This window comes from Acidovorax sp., assembly GCF_034519795.1.
Lineage (GTDB): Bacteria > Pseudomonadota > Gammaproteobacteria > Burkholderiales > Burkholderiaceae_C > Acidovorax.
On sequence record NZ_JAXHOB010000007.1, the window covers coordinates 22,571 to 38,049 of the forward strand.

Consider the following 15,479-nt stretch of genomic DNA (forward strand, 5'->3'; position numbering starts at 1 on the left):
CCGTGCCCGACACCGTTCTGCCCGAGCTCGCGGCGCTGGAAAAGATCATCGACCAGGGCGGCGACCGCCTGGACGCCCGGGTGGTGCATACCGTGGAGATGCCCTCCGGCGAGCGCTTTCCCATCCACGCCATCAGCCTGGGCAACCCGGACCGCAGCGTACCGGCCATGGGCTTCTTCGGTGGCATCCACGGGCTCGAAGGCATCGGCGCCGAGGTGGTCATCGCCTACCTGCAGAACGTGGTGACGCGCCTGCCCTGGGACCTGGCGCTGAACCAGCAGCTCGAGCAGGTGCGCCTGGTGTTCATGCCCATTGTGAACCCGGGCGGCATGTGGGCCGCCACCCGGGCCAACCCGAGCGGCGTGGACCTGATGCGCAATGCCCCGGTGGATGCGCTGGACCGCGTGCCCTTCCTGATCGGCGGCCAGCGCCTGAGTGCGGGCCTGCCCTGGTACCGTGGCAAGCCCGGTGCGCCCATGGAGGCCGAGAGCCGGGCTCTGTGCGAGGTGGTGCACGACGAACTGCTCTCGCGCCCCTTCAGCATCGCGCTGGACTGCCATTCGGGCTTCGGCATCAGCGACCGGCTGTGGTTTCCGTTCGCGCACACGAAAAAGCCCATTGCCCATCTGCCGGAGCTGCATGCGCTGCACGAGATCTTTCTGCAGGCCCATGCCTACCACCCCTACATCATCGAGCCGCAGAGCGCGCAGTACCTCACGCACGGCGACCTGTGGGACCACCTGTACATGCAGGCCTGCAACGACCCCACGCGCACCTTTTTGCCGCTGACGCTGGAGATGGGCTCCTGGCGCTGGATCAAGAAGAACCCGCGCCAGCTGTTCTCGCGCAAGGGCATCTTCAACCCGCTGATCAACCACCGCCTGCAGCGTGTGCTGCGCCGGCACATGCCGCTGCTCGACTTTCTCTCGCGCGCGGCCGGCAGCCACGAGCGCTGGGTGCCCGTGCCCGAGGCGCGCGTGCAGCGCCGCGCCGATGCACTGGCGTTCTGGTACTGACGGCATGCAGCACGGGCCCACCCGCTGGATCTTTCTGCGCGGCCTCACGCGCGAGGCCGTGCACTGGGGCGGGTTCGCGGACGCCTTCAGGGAGGCCATGCCGGGCGCCGAGGTGCTGATGCTGGACTTGCCGGGCAATGGCCAGTGGCATGCACGGCCCAGTCCCCTGTCGGTGGCGGCCATGGTGGCCGAATGCCGGGCAGAACTCGAACGTCGCGGCGTCTCCGGGCCGCACCACCTGCTGGCCATGTCGCTCGGGGCCATGGTGGCCACCGAGTGGGCGCGCAGCGCCCCGGCCGAGGTGCAGGGCTGCGTGCTCATCAACACCAGCTTCGGCACCTTCAGCCCCTTTTACCGGCGCCTGCGGCCGCGCAACTATGTGGCGCTGCTGCGCGAGGTGCTGATGGCGCCCACCCCGCTTGCAGCGGAGTCCGCCGTGCTGCGGCTCACCAGCAACCGTGCGCAGGAGCGTGCGGCCGTGGTGGCCGACTGGGTGGACGCGCGCGTGCAAAGGCCCGTGTCTTCCTCGAATGCCTTGCGCCAACTGGTGGCGGCTGCACGCTACCGGGCACCGCGCACATGCCCTGTGGACCGCATGCTGCTGCTGGCCAGCACCCACGATGGCCTGGTGAGCAGCCAGTGCTCGCAGGCCATCGCCAGCGCCTGGGCTTGCCCGCTGGTGCTGCACCCCTGGGCAGGGCACGACCTGCCGCTGGACGACCCGGCCTGGGTGGCGGGGCAGGTGGCGCAATGGTCAGCGGTATGAGTCCGCCCACCATGCCGGCAGCAGCGCGCGCACCTCGGGCCGGCCAAAGCGGTCGTCCATGAGGTGTACCACGCCCTCGTCGCTGGGCGTGCGGATCACGCGGCCGGCGGCCTGCACCACCTTCTGCAGGCCGGGGTAGAGGTAGGTGTAGTCGTAGCCCTCGCCGAACAGGGCTTGCATGCGCTCCTTGACCTGTTCGTTGACGGGGTTGACCTGGGGCAGGCCCAGCGTGGCCAGAAAGGCCCCGATCAGGCGCCGGCCCGGCAGGTCGATGCCTTCGGCGAACGCACCGCCCAGCACCGCGAAGCCGATGCCCTCGCTGGTGTCGGTGAAGCGCGCAAGGAACTGCCTTTGCTCCGATTCGAGCATGCGCCGCGACTGGCTCCAGTGCGGCAGGTGCGGGTGGCGCTCGGCCAGCATCGTGGCTGCCTGATGCAAATACTCGTAGCTGCTGAAGAAGGCCAGGTAGTTGCCCGGCCGGTCCTCGAACTGCCGGGCCATCAGCGCCACGATGGGTGCGAGCGAGGCCTTGCGGTCGGGGTAGCGGGTGGAGATGTGGCGCGCCACCTGCACCGACAGCTGCGCGGCCTGGAATGGGGATTCCACGTCGATCGCCAGGTGGTCCGTCGGCAGGCCCAGCAGGTCGGTGTAGTAGCGCTCGGGCCGCAGCGTGGCCGAGAACAGCGTGCTGGTGTGCGCGGCCTCCCAGCGCGGGCCGAGGAAGGGCGCGGGCACCAGGTTGCGGATGCACAGGGTGGAGCTGCCGGGCGCCCGGGCGGCCTGGGGCAGGCCCGGGGCCGTGGGCTGGGTGATGTCCACCAGTGAGTGCGCGTCGAGCAGCCCGGCCATGCGCACCAGGTGCAGGGCATCGAAGTAGAAGGCCTGCAGGGCGGCATCGGGCTCTGCCGGGTGCTCGGCCAGGTGGTCGGTGAGGGTGTTGCCGCACTGCTGCAGAGCGGTGAGCAGGTCTTCGGGAAAGGCCTCGTACACCGCGTAGGCGCTAGCCTGCTGCTTGTCCAGCGCAACCCAGGCGCGGCGCACCTTGTCCAGGGCCTTCTTGACCGCGGGGTAGCGGCTGGCGCTGGCGGATTTGCGCGCCTGCGCCAGGCTGTCGGGACGCAGCTCGGCGGTGTACATCTTGCGGCCCCGGTCCACGAGGTTGTGGGCCTCGTCCACCAGCAGCGCCGTGCGCCAGCCGTTGGCCTGGGCCAGGCCATGCAGCAGGCCGCCCATGTCGAAGTAGTAGTTGTAGTCGCCCACCACCACGTCGGCCCAGCGCGCCAGCTCCTGGCTCAGGTAGTAGGGGCAGACCTGGTGCGCCAGCGCGGCAGTGCGCACCTCGGCCTGGTGCAGGGTGATGCGTTCACCCCCGGCGCCGGGCTGCAGCGCGGCGGCGCGCGCGGCCGGCAGGCGGTCGTAGAAGCCCTGGGCCAGCGGGCAGGACTCGCCGTGGCAGGCCTTGTCGGGGTGCTCGCAGGCCTTGTCGCGCGCCACCAGCTCCAGCACGCGCAGCGGCAGGGCGGGTGCGCTGTCGGCCAGGCGCGCGAGGGTGTCCAGGGCCGTCTGCCGGCCCGAGGTCTTGGCCGCAAGAAAGAACACCTTGTCCAGCCGCTGCGTGGGCGCCGCCTTGAGCAGCGGGAACAGCGTGCCCATGGTCTTGCCGATACCCGTGGGCGCCTGGGCCATCAGGCAGCGCCCGGCGCCCGCGGCCTTGTACACCGCCTCGGCCAGCGGGCGCTGCCCGGTGCGAAAGCCGCCGAAGGGGAAAGCCAGGGCGGTGAGCGCCGCATCGCGCGCCATGCGGTGCGCCACCTGTGCCTCGGCCCAGGCCAGAAAGCGCTCGCACTGTTCCTCGAAGTGCTGCTGCAGCTCGCCGGCCGTGCGGCGTTCGGTGAACACCGTCTCCTTCTGGCTGGCGATGTCGAAGTACACCAGCGCCAGGTCAATGTGCTCCAGCCCCTCCTGCGCGCACAGCAGCCAGCCGTAGATGCGCGCCTGGGCCCAATGCAGCGCGCGGTGCGAGGCGGGTTGGCGGTCGAGCCGGCCCTTGAAGGTCTTGACCTCGTCGAGCCGGGCATGCTCCGGGTCGAAGCCATCGGCGCGGCCGCGCACGCGCAGGCTCTTGTAGCTGCCGGCCAGCGCCACCTCGGCACGGTAGCCGTCGCCCCGGCGGGCGGCAGCCACGGCATGGCCGGCCATGCCTTCCAGGGCCGTGGGGGCGGGCGTGAAGCGCAGGTCCAGATCACCCTGCTTGGCGGTGAACTCGCACAGCTCGCGCACCGCCACGGTGTAGGTCATGGGGCCTCGGTACAGGGAGGCAGGTCGTCTGCAGCCGGCTCGCCCAGGTGGGCCTGCGCCAGTTCGTCTTCGCTGCGCAGCGGCGTGGCCTTGCACAAGGCCATCCACACCGCGAAGGGCAGGGTGCAACTGGCATGGCGTGCCGGGCGCAGCATCTCGAAGCGGCCCTCGTCGAGCCCGCCGTGCAGCACCCAGATGCCGAAGTGCTCGGGGATCTCGCCGGGCTCGGCCACGCCGGCTGGGAACACGTAGTAGCACTCTTCGCACAGCCACTGGTAGGCCTGGCGCTTGGCGTCGTGGCGCAGGTCCGAGAGCAGGTCGGCGCGGCTGTACTTGATCTCATGCACCATGGGCTGCAGGTAGGCCGGCACCGTGGTATTGCGCACCGAGAACAGATCCGGCCGCGCCATGCGCCAGACATTGGCGGCCTTGCGGCTGGCGGGCGTGTCTTCGCTCCACAGGGGATTGCTGGTCGCGGCAGGCGCTGGCGGGCTCTCATGGGCCGCACCCTCGATCACGGCGCGCAGCGACAGCTCGCGCCAGACGATGCGGCCCGAGGCCAGCAGGTGCGCGGCAAACTTCTGGCCCAGCCGGTCGTGCGCACTGAGCGCCCGCACGCCACGCTGGCGCGCCTCGGCCAGGGTGCGTATGCCGTCCTCGGTGAGCTTCAGGGTCTCGAAGCCCTCGGGCGAGGTGTGCAGGGCGACCAACTGCGCAGCCAGCAGGTCGATCTCCAGCGCGTCCTTGCAGGGCCAGCCGGCCGAGCGCCAGATCTGCATCAGGCGGGTGCGGTGGAAGCGGTTGATGGTCGGCGCCGTCATAGGGGCTCGGGGATTCTTCAAAACACTGATTGTAATTACAGTATTTTCCTCCCTTTCGCCCTTCCCGTCACCCCTTCACAGTGTTGTTACCCCGCCGGGAACCTCACCACTCCGCGAAACTGCCATCCTTGTGGCGCCAGACCGGGTTGCGCCAGCGGTGGCCTTCTGCAGCGCGCTCGCGCACATAGGCTTCATTGACCTCGATGCCCAGACCCGGCCCCTGGGGGATGGCCACCATGCCGTCCTCGTACGCGAATACTTCGCCGTTGGACACATAGTCGAGCAGGTCGTTGCTGGCGTTGTAGTGGATGCCCAGGCTCTGCTCCTGGATGAAGGCGTTGTAGCAGACGCCGTCGAGCTGCAGGTTGGCCGCCAGCGCAATGGGGCCCAGCGGGCAGTGCAGGGCCAGGGCCACGTCGTAGGCCTCGGCCATGGAGGCGATCTTGCGCGTCTCGGTGATGCCGCCCGAGTGCGAGGGGTCGGGCTGGATGATGTCCACATAGCCTTCGGACAGCACGCGCTTGAAGTCCCAGCGCGAGTACAGCCGTTCGCCCAGCGCGATGGGGGTGGACGAGAGGTGCGCCAGTTCCTTCAGGGCCTCGTAGTGCTCGCTGAGCACGGGCTCCTCGATGAACATCAGCCGATAGGGGTCGAGCTCCTTGAACAGCACCTTGGCCATGGGCTTGTGCACGCGGCCGTGGAAGTCCACGCCGATGCCCACGTTGGGCCCTACGGCCTCGCGCACGGCGGCCACGTTCTGCAGGCACTTTTCCACCTTGTCGAAGCTGTCCACGTACTGCATTTCCTCGGTGCCGTTCATCTTCACGGCCGTGAAGCCCCGGTCCACGGCCGCCTTGGCTGCCGCCGCAGTCTCGCTCGGCCGGTCGCCGCCTATCCAGCTGTAGACCTTGATGCGGTCGCGCACGCAGCCGCCGAGCAGCTCGGACACGGGCACGCCCAGAGCCTTGCCCTTGATGTCCCACAGCGCCTGGTCGATGCCGGCCAGGGCGCTCATGTGGATGCCGCCGCCGCGGTAGAAGCCGCCACGGTAGAGCACCGTCCAGTGGTCTTCGATGTGGCGCGGGTCCTTGCCGATCAGGTAGTCGCCCAGCTCCTCGATGGCGGCTGCCACGGTGTGGGCCCGGCCTTCGAGCACGGGCTCGCCCCAGCCGACGATGCCTTCGTCGGTCTCGATTTTCAAAAAGCACCAGCGCGGTGGCACCAGGAACGTGGTCAGTCGGGTGATCTTCATGGCGGGGAGTTCGTCGAAAAGTGGAGAGGGATCCGTCAAGAGGCGGGGTAGGACTGGCGCCATGCCTGCATGAACGCAGCCGCCTGGCGCGCCACGCCGGCGGCGCTGTCACCAGGCTTGTACAGGGCCGAGCCCAGGCCGAAGCCGCTGGCGCCGGCTGCGGCATAGGCCGCAATGCCCTCGGGCGTGATGCCGCCCACGGGCAGTAGCGCCACGGGCGGGCGCAGCACGGCGCGCCAGGCCTTGAGCACGGGGGGCGCCAGCGCCTCGGCGGGGAACAGCTTGAGCGCATCGGCCCCGGCCGCCAGCGCGGCATAGGCTTCGGTCAGCGTGGCCACGCCCGGTGTACAGGCCATGCCGGCGGCCTTGGCGGCGCGGATCACCGCCGCATCGCTGTGCGGCATGACCACGATCTGCCCGCCGGCTGCGGCCACGGCGGCGCAGTCCTCGGGGCGGATGACGGTGCCCGCGCCGATCAGCACCTCGGCCGGCAGCGCATCGCGCAGCGCGCGGATGCTGGCCAGTGGCTCGGGCGAATTGAGCGGCACTTCGATGGTGCGAAAGCCGGCCTCGCTGAGGGCCAGGCCGATGGGCACCACCTCGTCGGGTTTCACGCCGCGCAGGATGGCGACCAGGCCGCAGCTTTGCATGGCGGCGGCAAGCCGTTGTGAAGAAGAGGGGGTCATGTTGCAGCCTCCGTGCTGCGTGGTTCGGTCGGGATCGCCAGCGCAGCGGCGGTGGCGATCTGCCACAGCCCGCGCGCGGTGGCGTTGTCGGCCATTTCGGGTGCCGGCAATCCGTAGGCGGCCAGGCCCAGGGCATAGCGCCGGCACAGGTCAGGTTCGCCGCAGAGCACGATGGGCGTGGCGCGGGCCTCCTGCCGTGCCGCCAGTGCGGCTACCTCGTGGCCGATCAGCAGGCCCGAGAGGTAGTCCGCCTGGGCCGTGCCGGGCAGGGCTCCCGTGAGGCCCAGTGTGCGTGTGCTGAAGATGTGCGAGAGCAGGCCGAGCGAGGCTTCTGCCGAGCGCGCCACCTGCAGGCCACGCGCAAATGCCGCGTCGTCAGGGGCCTGTGCAGGCTGCATGGTGCGGCCCAGAATGGTGTGGCCGCGCAGTGCGGCAAACACCTCACCGGTCATGAAGGTGTGGAACTGTTCGATGGAGCGGCGGCGCGCCAGTACCCACTTGCTGTGCGTGCCGGGCAGGCCGATCAGCACCGGGGCATCGCCCGGCAGGGCGGCGGCCGCCATCACGCCCAGCACCTGCGTCTCCTCGCCGCGCATCACATTGGGCAGGTCGCCGCGCTGGACCAGGCCGGGCACGATGTGTACCTGCGGGCCTGCGCTGTGCTCCACCAGCGTGAGCCCGCGCGCCAGGTGGTCCAGCGAGGCGGGCGATTCGAGGTAACGCGCTTCGCGCCAGCCCTGGGCGCTGCCCACCATGCCGCAGGCCAGCACGGGGATGCCGGGCCGGGACTGCACCCAATCGCCACAGACATCGTCGAAGGCATGCTCGAACGCGGCGGTCTGCGTGGCATGGGCCTGGCCGTTGGCCGCAGCCGGCAGGTTCATGATGCCCCAGGGCCGGTGGCGCATCTGCTGCACCTGGCCCGCGGCATCGAAGCGAAAGGCGCGCAGCGAGCTGGTGCCCCAGTCCAGTCCGATCAGGGCGGTTGCGCTGTTGGAAGCAAGGGTGTTGTTCGTCATGGGCGGACTACTTGCCCCAGCGCAGCACCAGCGGGTCCAGCCGGCGCGCGATGTCGATCAGCCCCCGGCGCACCTCGGGGTGCATCGCCGGGAAGGGGTGGCGCCCGGCCTCGCAGGCGATGACGCCGCCTTCCTTCATCAGCGCCTTGGCGGTCAGGATGCCGCCCTGGCGGTTCTCGTGGTTGATGAGCGGCAGCCAGCGCTGGTAGAGCGCAAAGGCCTGGTCGGCATCACCCTGGCGGTGCGCTTCGAGGATGGGGCGTATGCCATCGGGAAACGCCCCGCCCGTCATCGCGCCGGTGGCGCCGGCATCCAGGTCGGCCAGCAGGGTGATGGCCTCCTCGCCATCCCACGGCCCTTCGATGGCTGCGCCGCCCAGTCGGATCAGCTCACGCAGCTTGCTGGCCGCTCCCGGCACCTCGATCTTGAAGTAGGCCAGGTGTTCGATCTCCTGCGCCATGCGTGCCAGGAACGGGGCCGACAGCACGGTGCCGCTGGCGGGCGCATCCTGCACCATGATGGGAATGCCGATGGCATCCGACACCCGGGCATAGAACTCGTAGATCTGCGCCTCGGGCACGCGGAAGGTGGCGCCGTGGTAGGGCGGCATCACCATCACCATGGCGGCGCCCATGTCCTGCGCGGCGCGGCTGCGCTCGGCGCATACGCGGGTGCCGTAGTGGGTGGTGGTGACGATCACCGGCACGCGGCCGGCCACATGCTCGAGCGACAGGCGGGTGAGCGTCTCGCGCTCTGCGTCCGACAGGGAAAACTGCTCGGAGAAGTTGGCCAGGATGCACAGGCCGTCCACGCCGGCAGCTATCATGAAGTCGAGGCAGCGCTTCTGGCTGGCCAGGTCGAGGGTGCCATCTTCGTGGAAGGTGGTGGGCACCACGGGGAAGATGCCGCGGTAGCGGGGGGGCTTGGCAGGGGTTGTGGTTGGCATGTCGTTGTCGAGAGAAGTGGTCATCAGTGCGAATGGCGCGGCACGGCAGCGCCCCGGCAGCCGACCAGGAAGTCGAAGTCGCAGCCCTCATCGGCCTGCAGAACATGGTCCACATACAGGCGCTGGTAGCCGCCGCGCCCGCCCATGTCGGTGTTGGCCAGCGCGGCCAGGCGCGCAGCCAGCTCTTCGTCGCTGATATCGAGGTGCAGGCGGCCCTGCTCGCAGTCGAGCTCGATGAAGTCGCCGTCGCGCACGGCGGCCAGCGGTCCGCCGGCTGCGGCTTCGGGCGCCACGTGCAGCACCACGGTGCCGTAGGCGGTGCCGCTCATGCGCGCGTCGGAGATGCGCACCATGTCCTTCACGCCCTGGCGCAGCAGCTTGGGCGGCAGGCCCATGTTGCCCACCTCGGCCATGCCGGGGTAGCCCTTGGGGCCGCAGTTCTTCATCACCATCACGCAGCTGGCGTCGATGTCCAGGTCTTCATCGACGATGCGCTCCTTGTAGTGCTCCAGGTTCTCGAACACCACGGCACGCCCCCGGTGCTTGAGCAGTTCGGGCGATGCCGCCGAGGGCTTGAGCACCGCGCCGCGCGGCGACAGGTTGCCGCGCAGGATGCAGATGCCGCCATCGGCGATCAGCGGGTTGTTGATCGGGCGTATCACCTCGTCGTTGTACTGCGGCGCCTCGCGCACGTTGTCCCACAGGCTCTTGCCATTGACGGTGAGCGCGCCCGGGTGGGGCAGCAGGCCGTTCTCGCCCAGGCGGCGCAGCACGGCAGGCAGGCCGCCCGCGTAGTAGAACTCCTCCATCAGGAAGCGGCCCGAGGGCTGCAGGTCCACCAGGGTGGGCGTGCCGCGGCCGATGCGCGTCCAGTCCTCCAGATCCAGCTGCACGCCGATGCGGCCGGCGATGGCCTTCAAGTGGATCACGGCGTTGGTCGAGCCGCCGATGGCCGCATTGGTGCGGATGGCGTTCTCGAAGGCCTCGCGCGTCAGGATCTTCGAGAGCGTGAGCCCTTCGTGCGCCATCTCCACGATGCGCCGGCCCGACATGTGCGCCAGCACATAGCGGCGCGAGTCCACGGCCGGTATGGCCGCGTTGTGCGGCAGCGAGGTGCCCAGCGACTCGGCCATGCAGGCCATGGTGGAGGCCGTGCCCATGGTGTTGCAGGTGCCGGCCGAGCGCGACATGCCGGCTTCCGCCGCGAAGAACTGGTGCTCGTTGATTTCGCCGGCCTTCAGCGATTCGTGCAGGCGCCACACGGCCGTGCCCGAGCCGATGTCCTTGCCATCGAGCTTGCCGTTGAGCATGGGCCCGCCCGTGACCACGATGGCCGGCACGTCGCAGCTGGCCGCACCCATCAGCAGGGCGGGCGTGGTCTTGTCGCAGCCGACCAGCAGCACCACCGCGTCGATGGGGTTGCCGCGGATGGCTTCCTCCACGTCCATGCTGGCCAGGTTGCGCGTGAGCATGGCCGTGGGGCGCAGGTTGGATTCACCGTTGGAGAACACCGGGAACTCGACCGGGAAGCCCCCCGCCTCGTAGATGCCGCGCTTGACATGCTCGGCGATCTTGCGGAAGTGGGCGTTGCAGGGCGTGAGTTCGGACCAGGTGTTGCAGATGCCGATGATGGGGCGGCCATCGAATGCATGGTCCGGGATGCCCTGGTTCTTCATCCAGCTGCGGTACATGAAGCCGTTCTTGTCGGCGGTGCCGAACCATTCGGCGGAGCGGAGCTTGCGCGGGGAGGTGTTCATGGTTGTTTTTGGGGGAGAGGGAGATGCGGGGTCACTTGGAGGTGCGGTGCGTCAGCAGGCGCTGCAGCAGGCAGAAAACGAAGAGCAGCACGCCGACGACGATGCGCGTCCACCACGAGCTGAGCGTGCCGTCGAAGGAAATCAGGGTCTGGATGATTCCGAGCATCAGCACGCCGAACAGCGTGCCGGCCACGTAGCCCACGCCGCCCGTGAGCAGGGTGCCGCCGATGACCACGGCGGCGATGGCATCGAGCTCCATGCCCGTGGCGTGCAGGCCGTAGCCCGAGAGCATGTAGAAGGTGAACACCACGCCGGCCAGCGCCGAGCACAGGCCCGAAAGCGTGTACACCCCGATCACCGTGGCGCGCACCGGCAGGCCCATGAGCACGGCCGAATGCTCGTTGCCGCCCACGGCATACACGTTGCGGCCGAACGGTGTGCAGTGTGCAACGAAGATCGCGGCCAGCAGCACGGCCATGGCGACCAGCGCCCCCAGCGAGAGCGAGGCACCCTCCCACAGTTCGAGGCGCCACTGCGCCATCGCGGAATACGTCTCGTCGGCCATGCTGATCGAGTCGATGCTGATCAGGTAGCACAGGCCGCGCGCGAGGAACATGCCCGCCAGCGTCACGATGAAGGGCTGCAGCCGAAAGCGCTCGATCAGAAAGCCCATGAAGGCGCCGAACACCGTGCCCATGAGCAGCACCAGCGGGATGGCTGCGAGGGGGCTCCAGTGGTGGTGCTCCACCAGGCTGGCCAGCACCATGGTGGTCAGCGCCACCACCGAGCCCACCGACAGGTCGATGCCGCCCGAGAGGATCACGAAGGTCATGCCCACCGCAACGATGATCAAGAAGGCGTTGTCGATCAGCAGGTTCAGGAATACCTGGGCCGAGAAGAAGCCGGTGTAGAGCACCGAGCCCGCCGTGGCCATGGCCACGAACAGCGCGATGGTGGCCGCCAGCGGCAGGTACTTGGGGTTCAGGCGCATGCGGGTGGGCGTGGTGGGGCGGGCTGGTGCGGCAGCGGTGGGGGCCCCATCCAGGGTGGGGCTGTGTCCGCCGCTCATGACAGGGCTCCCCCGGCCGCGGGCCGACGCACCAGGGCGCCGATCTGCGCGCGGAAGTCGGGCGACTGCAGCAGCATCACGATGAACACCACCACGGCCTTGACCACCAGGTTGATTTCGGGCGGCACGCCCAGCGAGTAGATGGCATAGGTCAGCGTCTGGATGATGAGCGCGCCAATCACGCTGCCCACCAGGCTGAAGCGCCCGCCGGTCAGCGCCGTGCCGCCCAGCGTCACGGCCAGGATGGCGTCGAGCTCCAGCATCTGGCCGGCATTGTTGGCATCGGCACTCTTCACGTTCGAGCTGATGAGCAGCCCGGCGATGCCCGCGCACACGCCGCAGAAGGTGTAGGCCGCGACGACCAGGCGGCGCGACTGCACGCCGGCCACGCGCGCCGCCGTCGGGTTGATGCCCACGGCCTGGATAAACAGGCCCAGCGCCGTGCGCGTGACCGCCAGGTACAGCCCGGCAAACACGGCGGCCAGCACGAACAGCGAAAACGGCAGGCCCAGCAGGTAGCCCCCGCCCAGGAAGAAGAAGGGCGCGTAGTAGATGGTGATGATCTGCCCGTCGGTGATCAGCTGGGCAATGCCGCGCCCAGCCACCATGAGGATCAGCGTGGCGATGATGGGCTGCATGCCCACCTTGGCGACCAGCAGGCCGTTCCACAGCCCGCACAGCGCCGCCACGCCGATGGCGCCCAGGATGGCCAGCGGCAGGGGAAAGCGGCTCTCGCCGCCCGAGACCGAGCCGCCGATCATCCAGGCGCCCACGGCGGCGGCGATGGCCACCACCGCGCCCACCGAGATATCGATGCCGCGCGTGGCGATCACCAGGGTCATGCCCAGCGACACCAGGGCCAGCGGTGCAGCGCGGTTGAGGATGTCGACCAGGCTGCCGTAGAAGTGGCCATCGCGCCACTCGATGTGCAGAAAGCTGGCGTTGAACGCCGTGTTCACGGCCAGCAGCAGGGCCAGCGTGACCAGCGGCCAGGTGAGCCGGTGGCGCAGCGCAGCGGCCAGCAGGGAAGGGGAGGGGGAGGGTGCTTCAGGCATTTTCGGCGGCAATCAGTTCGTACACGGCTTCTTCGCTGCTGCCCGCAGGCAGTTCGCCGATCTTGCGGCGGTCGCGCAGCACCACGATGCGGTGCGCCACGCGCACCACCTCGCTCATTTCGGAGGAGATGAAGACCACGGCCATGCCGGCATCGGCCAGGCGCAGGATCTGCTCCATGATTTCCTGCTTGGCCGCCACGTCGATGCCGCGCGTGGGCTCGTCCAGGATCAACAGGCGCGGCTCGATGGCCATCCAGCGCGCGAGAATCGCCTTTTGCTGGTTGCCGCCCGAGAGCAGCGCGATGGGCGTGTCCACGCTCGCGGTCTTGATGCCCAGCAGCTGCACATAGCGCTCGGCAAGTGCCGTCTGCTCGGCTCGCGACAGGAAGCGGCCCATGCCCATGCGCGCCTGCAGCGCCAGGGCGATGTTTTCGCGCACCGAGAGCTCGGCGACGATGCCATCGGTCTTGCGCTCCTCGGGGCACAGGGCCAGGCCCTCGCGGATCGCATCCATGGGATTGGAGAAGGTGACGGTGCGGCCATCAATGCGCAGCACGCCCTTGTCGGGCGCCTGCAGGCCGAACAGCAGCCGTGCCAGCTCGGTGCGGCCCGATCCCAGCAGACCTGCCAGACCCACGACTTCGCCCGCCCGCACCTTGAGGTCCACGGGCTGCAACTGGCCACCCTGGCCCAGGCCTTCGGCCTGCAGCAGGGCGGCGCTTGCGCCATCGAATTGCGGCGAAACAGGCGGTTCGCTGGACTGGGCCGTCAGCTCGCGCCCCAGCATGGCATTGATCAGCGCCTGCGCCGGCAGGTCGGCGACGGCCCATTCGCCCACCCAGGCACCGTTGCGCAGCACGGTGATGCGGTCCGACACGGCGTACACCTGGTTCAAAAAGTGCGTCACGAAGACGATGGCCAGGCCCTCGCCGCGCAGGCGGCGCAGAACCTCGAAGAGCTTTTGCACCTCGTCGTCGTCCAGGCTGGAGGTGGGCTCGTCCAGGATCAGCACCTTGGCCTCGATGCTCAGCGCCCTGGCGATGGCCACGAGCTGCTGCACGGCCACAGGGTAGTCCGAGAGCAGGCGCGTGACGTCGATAGACAGGCCGATGCGCGCCACCAGCTCGCGCGCACGCTGGTGCAGCGTGGCCCAGTCGATGCGAAAACCCTGCGCCAAGCCGCAGCGCGGGTAGCGGCCGGCAAAGATGTTCTCGGCCACCGACAGGTTGGGGCAGAGGTTGACCTCCTGGTACACCGTGCTGATGCCCAGGCGCTGCGCGGCAAGCGGCGAATCGGGCCACACGGCCTGGCCGGCCAGGCGCATCTGCCCGCCGCTGGCTTCGAGCACGCCGGTCAGCACCTTGATCAGCGTGGATTTGCCCGCGCCGTTCTGGCCCATCAGGGCGTGGATCTCGCCGGGGTAGAGGTTCAGCTGCACGTCGCGCAGCACGGGGATGCCGGCAAACTGCTTGTGGATGCCGGTGAGCTGCAGCACGGGGGCACGGGTGTGATCGGTGGTCACGTCCATGGGCTTTCAGGCCTTGTTCTTGTTGTAGACATCGACCAGCACGGCCGCGAGGAGAACCACGCCCTTGATGACCTGCTGGTAGTCGATGCCGATACCGAGGATGGACATGCCGTTGTTCATCACCCCCATCACGAAGGCGCCGATCACCGCACCCATGACCTTGCCCACGCCGCCCGAGGCCGAGGCCCCGCCGATGAAGCAGGCGGCGATCACGTCGAGCTCAAACCCCAGGCCCGCCTTGGGCGTGGCCGTGTTCAGCCGCGCGGCAAACACCAGGCCGGCCAGGGCCGCCAGCACGCCCATGTTGATGAAGGCGTAGAACGACAGCCGCTCGGTCTTGATGCCCGAGAGCTTGGCCGCCTTTTCGTTGCCGCCCATGGCGTAGATGCGCCGGCCGATGGTGGTGCGGCTGGTGACGAAGTCGAACAGCACGATCAGCAGCGCCATGACCACCAGCACATTGGGCAGGCCCTTGTACGAGGCGAGCAGGTAGGCAAAATAGACCAGCAGCGCCGCGAACACTGCCGTGCGCGCCACGAAGAAGGCCAGCGGCTCGGCCTGCACGCCGTGCTTCAAGCGATTGGCCCGCGCCCGCACCCCGGCCACGGCCAGCGCGACGGCCACGGCCACACCCAGCAGCAGCGAGGTCAGTTTGAGCCCCTCCACGCTGAACAGGTCGGGAATGAAGCCCGAGCTGAGCAGTTGGAACTCGGCAGGAAACGGCCCCACCGATTGCCCGGCCAGCAGTGCCAGCGCCAGGCCCTTGAACACCAGCATGCCCGCCAGCGTGACGATGAAGGACGGGATGCGCGAGAAGGCCACGAACCAGCCCTGCAGCCCACCGATCATACCGCCGCACAGCAGGCACACCAGCGATGCGGGCAGGAAGTGCCAGCGGTACTCCACCATCAGCACCGCCGCCAGCGCGCCGATGAAGCCGCAGACCGAGCCCACCGACAGGTCGATGTGCCCGGCCACGATCACCAGCAGCATGCCCAGCGCCATGATGACGATGTAGCTGTTCTGCAGCAGCAGGTTGGTGAGGTTGAGCGGCTGCATCAGCGTGCCGTCGGTCATGTACTGGAAGAAGCCCATGATGGCCACCAGCGTGATCAGCATGCCGTACTCGCGGAAATTGTGCTTGATGTGCTCAAGCAGCGGCTTGTCGTTGTGGGCCGGCGTCTCGGCAGGGGCGCTGGCGAGCGTGGCGGTGGGGGTGGTAGTCATCTGGCTCATATCAGTTTTCCATAGCGCTGTGCGCTGTCC

The 15,479-nt window shown here is 68.9% G+C and carries 13 protein-coding genes; 2 read left to right on the forward strand and 11 right to left on the reverse strand.

Annotated elements, in window-relative coordinates; translation table 11 throughout:
• Window positions 1-2: 2 nt before the first annotated feature.
• Both U5N23_RS06230 and U5N23_RS06235 read left to right on the forward strand, forming a co-directional pair.
• Window positions 3-1,016 (forward strand): M14 family zinc carboxypeptidase, encoded by a 1,014-nt coding sequence (locus U5N23_RS06230; RefSeq protein ID WP_322591937.1) that lies wholly within the window; start codon window positions 3-5, stop codon window positions 1,014-1,016.
• A gap of 4 nt (window positions 1,017-1,020) precedes the next feature.
• Complete coding sequence (locus tag U5N23_RS06235; RefSeq protein ID WP_322591938.1) at window positions 1,021-1,782, forward strand: alpha/beta hydrolase; 762 nt, start codon at window positions 1,021-1,023, stop codon at window positions 1,780-1,782.
• On the opposite strand, the gene U5N23_RS06240 is transcribed toward U5N23_RS06235, so the two are convergent.
• From U5N23_RS06240 to mmsB, 11 genes are all read right to left on the reverse strand, one after another.
• Window positions 1,771-4,080, reverse strand: coding sequence for an ATP-dependent DNA helicase (locus U5N23_RS06240; protein WP_322591939.1), 2,310 nt, complete (start codon window positions 4,078-4,080; stop codon window positions 1,771-1,773). The genes U5N23_RS06235 and U5N23_RS06240 overlap by 12 nt on opposite strands.
• On the reverse strand, window positions 4,077-4,901 hold the full coding sequence (locus U5N23_RS06245) for a hypothetical protein (protein ID WP_322591940.1): 825 nt from the start codon (window positions 4,899-4,901) through the stop codon (window positions 4,077-4,079). The genes U5N23_RS06240 and U5N23_RS06245 overlap by 4 nt, the downstream gene beginning before the upstream one ends.
• Window positions 4,902-5,004: 103 nt before the next feature.
• The gene (gene dgoD / locus U5N23_RS06250; protein ID WP_322591941.1) at window positions 5,005-6,153 is read right to left on the reverse strand and encodes a galactonate dehydratase; all 1,149 of its coding nucleotides are present in this window, start codon (window positions 6,151-6,153) and stop codon (window positions 5,005-5,007) included.
• A 35-nt stretch (window positions 6,154-6,188) separates the two neighbouring features.
• Window positions 6,189-6,839: a 2-dehydro-3-deoxy-6-phosphogalactonate aldolase gene (locus U5N23_RS06255; RefSeq protein ID WP_322591942.1), complete on the reverse strand. Its 651-nt coding sequence runs from the start codon at window positions 6,837-6,839 to the stop codon at window positions 6,189-6,191.
• The gene (locus U5N23_RS06260; protein ID WP_322591943.1) at window positions 6,836-7,858 is read right to left on the reverse strand and encodes a 2-dehydro-3-deoxygalactonokinase; all 1,023 of its coding nucleotides are present in this window, start codon (window positions 7,856-7,858) and stop codon (window positions 6,836-6,838) included. Before U5N23_RS06260 ends, U5N23_RS06255 begins: the two co-directional genes overlap by 4 nt.
• Window positions 7,859-7,865: 7 nt before the next feature.
• The gene (locus U5N23_RS06265) at window positions 7,866-8,804 is read right to left on the reverse strand and encodes a dihydrodipicolinate synthase family protein (RefSeq protein ID WP_322591944.1); all 939 of its coding nucleotides are present in this window, start codon (window positions 8,802-8,804) and stop codon (window positions 7,866-7,868) included.
• Between the two features lie 23 nt (window positions 8,805-8,827).
• Window positions 8,828-10,561, reverse strand: coding sequence for an IlvD/Edd family dehydratase (locus U5N23_RS06270; RefSeq protein ID WP_322591945.1), 1,734 nt, complete (start codon window positions 10,559-10,561; stop codon window positions 8,828-8,830).
• A gap of 31 nt (window positions 10,562-10,592) precedes the next feature.
• Complete coding sequence (gene yjfF / locus U5N23_RS06275) at window positions 10,593-11,552, reverse strand: galactofuranose ABC transporter, permease protein YjfF (protein WP_322592343.1); 960 nt, start codon at window positions 11,550-11,552, stop codon at window positions 10,593-10,595.
• A gap of 74 nt (window positions 11,553-11,626) precedes the next feature.
• Window positions 11,627-12,685, reverse strand: a complete 1,059-nt coding sequence (locus U5N23_RS06280; protein WP_322591946.1) for an ABC transporter permease — start codon at window positions 12,683-12,685, stop codon at window positions 11,627-11,629.
• On the reverse strand, window positions 12,678-14,213 hold the full coding sequence (locus tag U5N23_RS06285) for a sugar ABC transporter ATP-binding protein (protein ID WP_322591947.1): 1,536 nt from the start codon (window positions 14,211-14,213) through the stop codon (window positions 12,678-12,680). Before U5N23_RS06285 ends, U5N23_RS06280 begins: the two co-directional genes overlap by 8 nt.
• A gap of 6 nt (window positions 14,214-14,219) precedes the next feature.
• The gene (mmsB, locus tag U5N23_RS06290) at window positions 14,220-15,449 is read right to left on the reverse strand and encodes a multiple monosaccharide ABC transporter permease (RefSeq protein WP_322591948.1); all 1,230 of its coding nucleotides are present in this window, start codon (window positions 15,447-15,449) and stop codon (window positions 14,220-14,222) included.
• Window positions 15,450-15,479 lie beyond the last annotated feature (30 nt).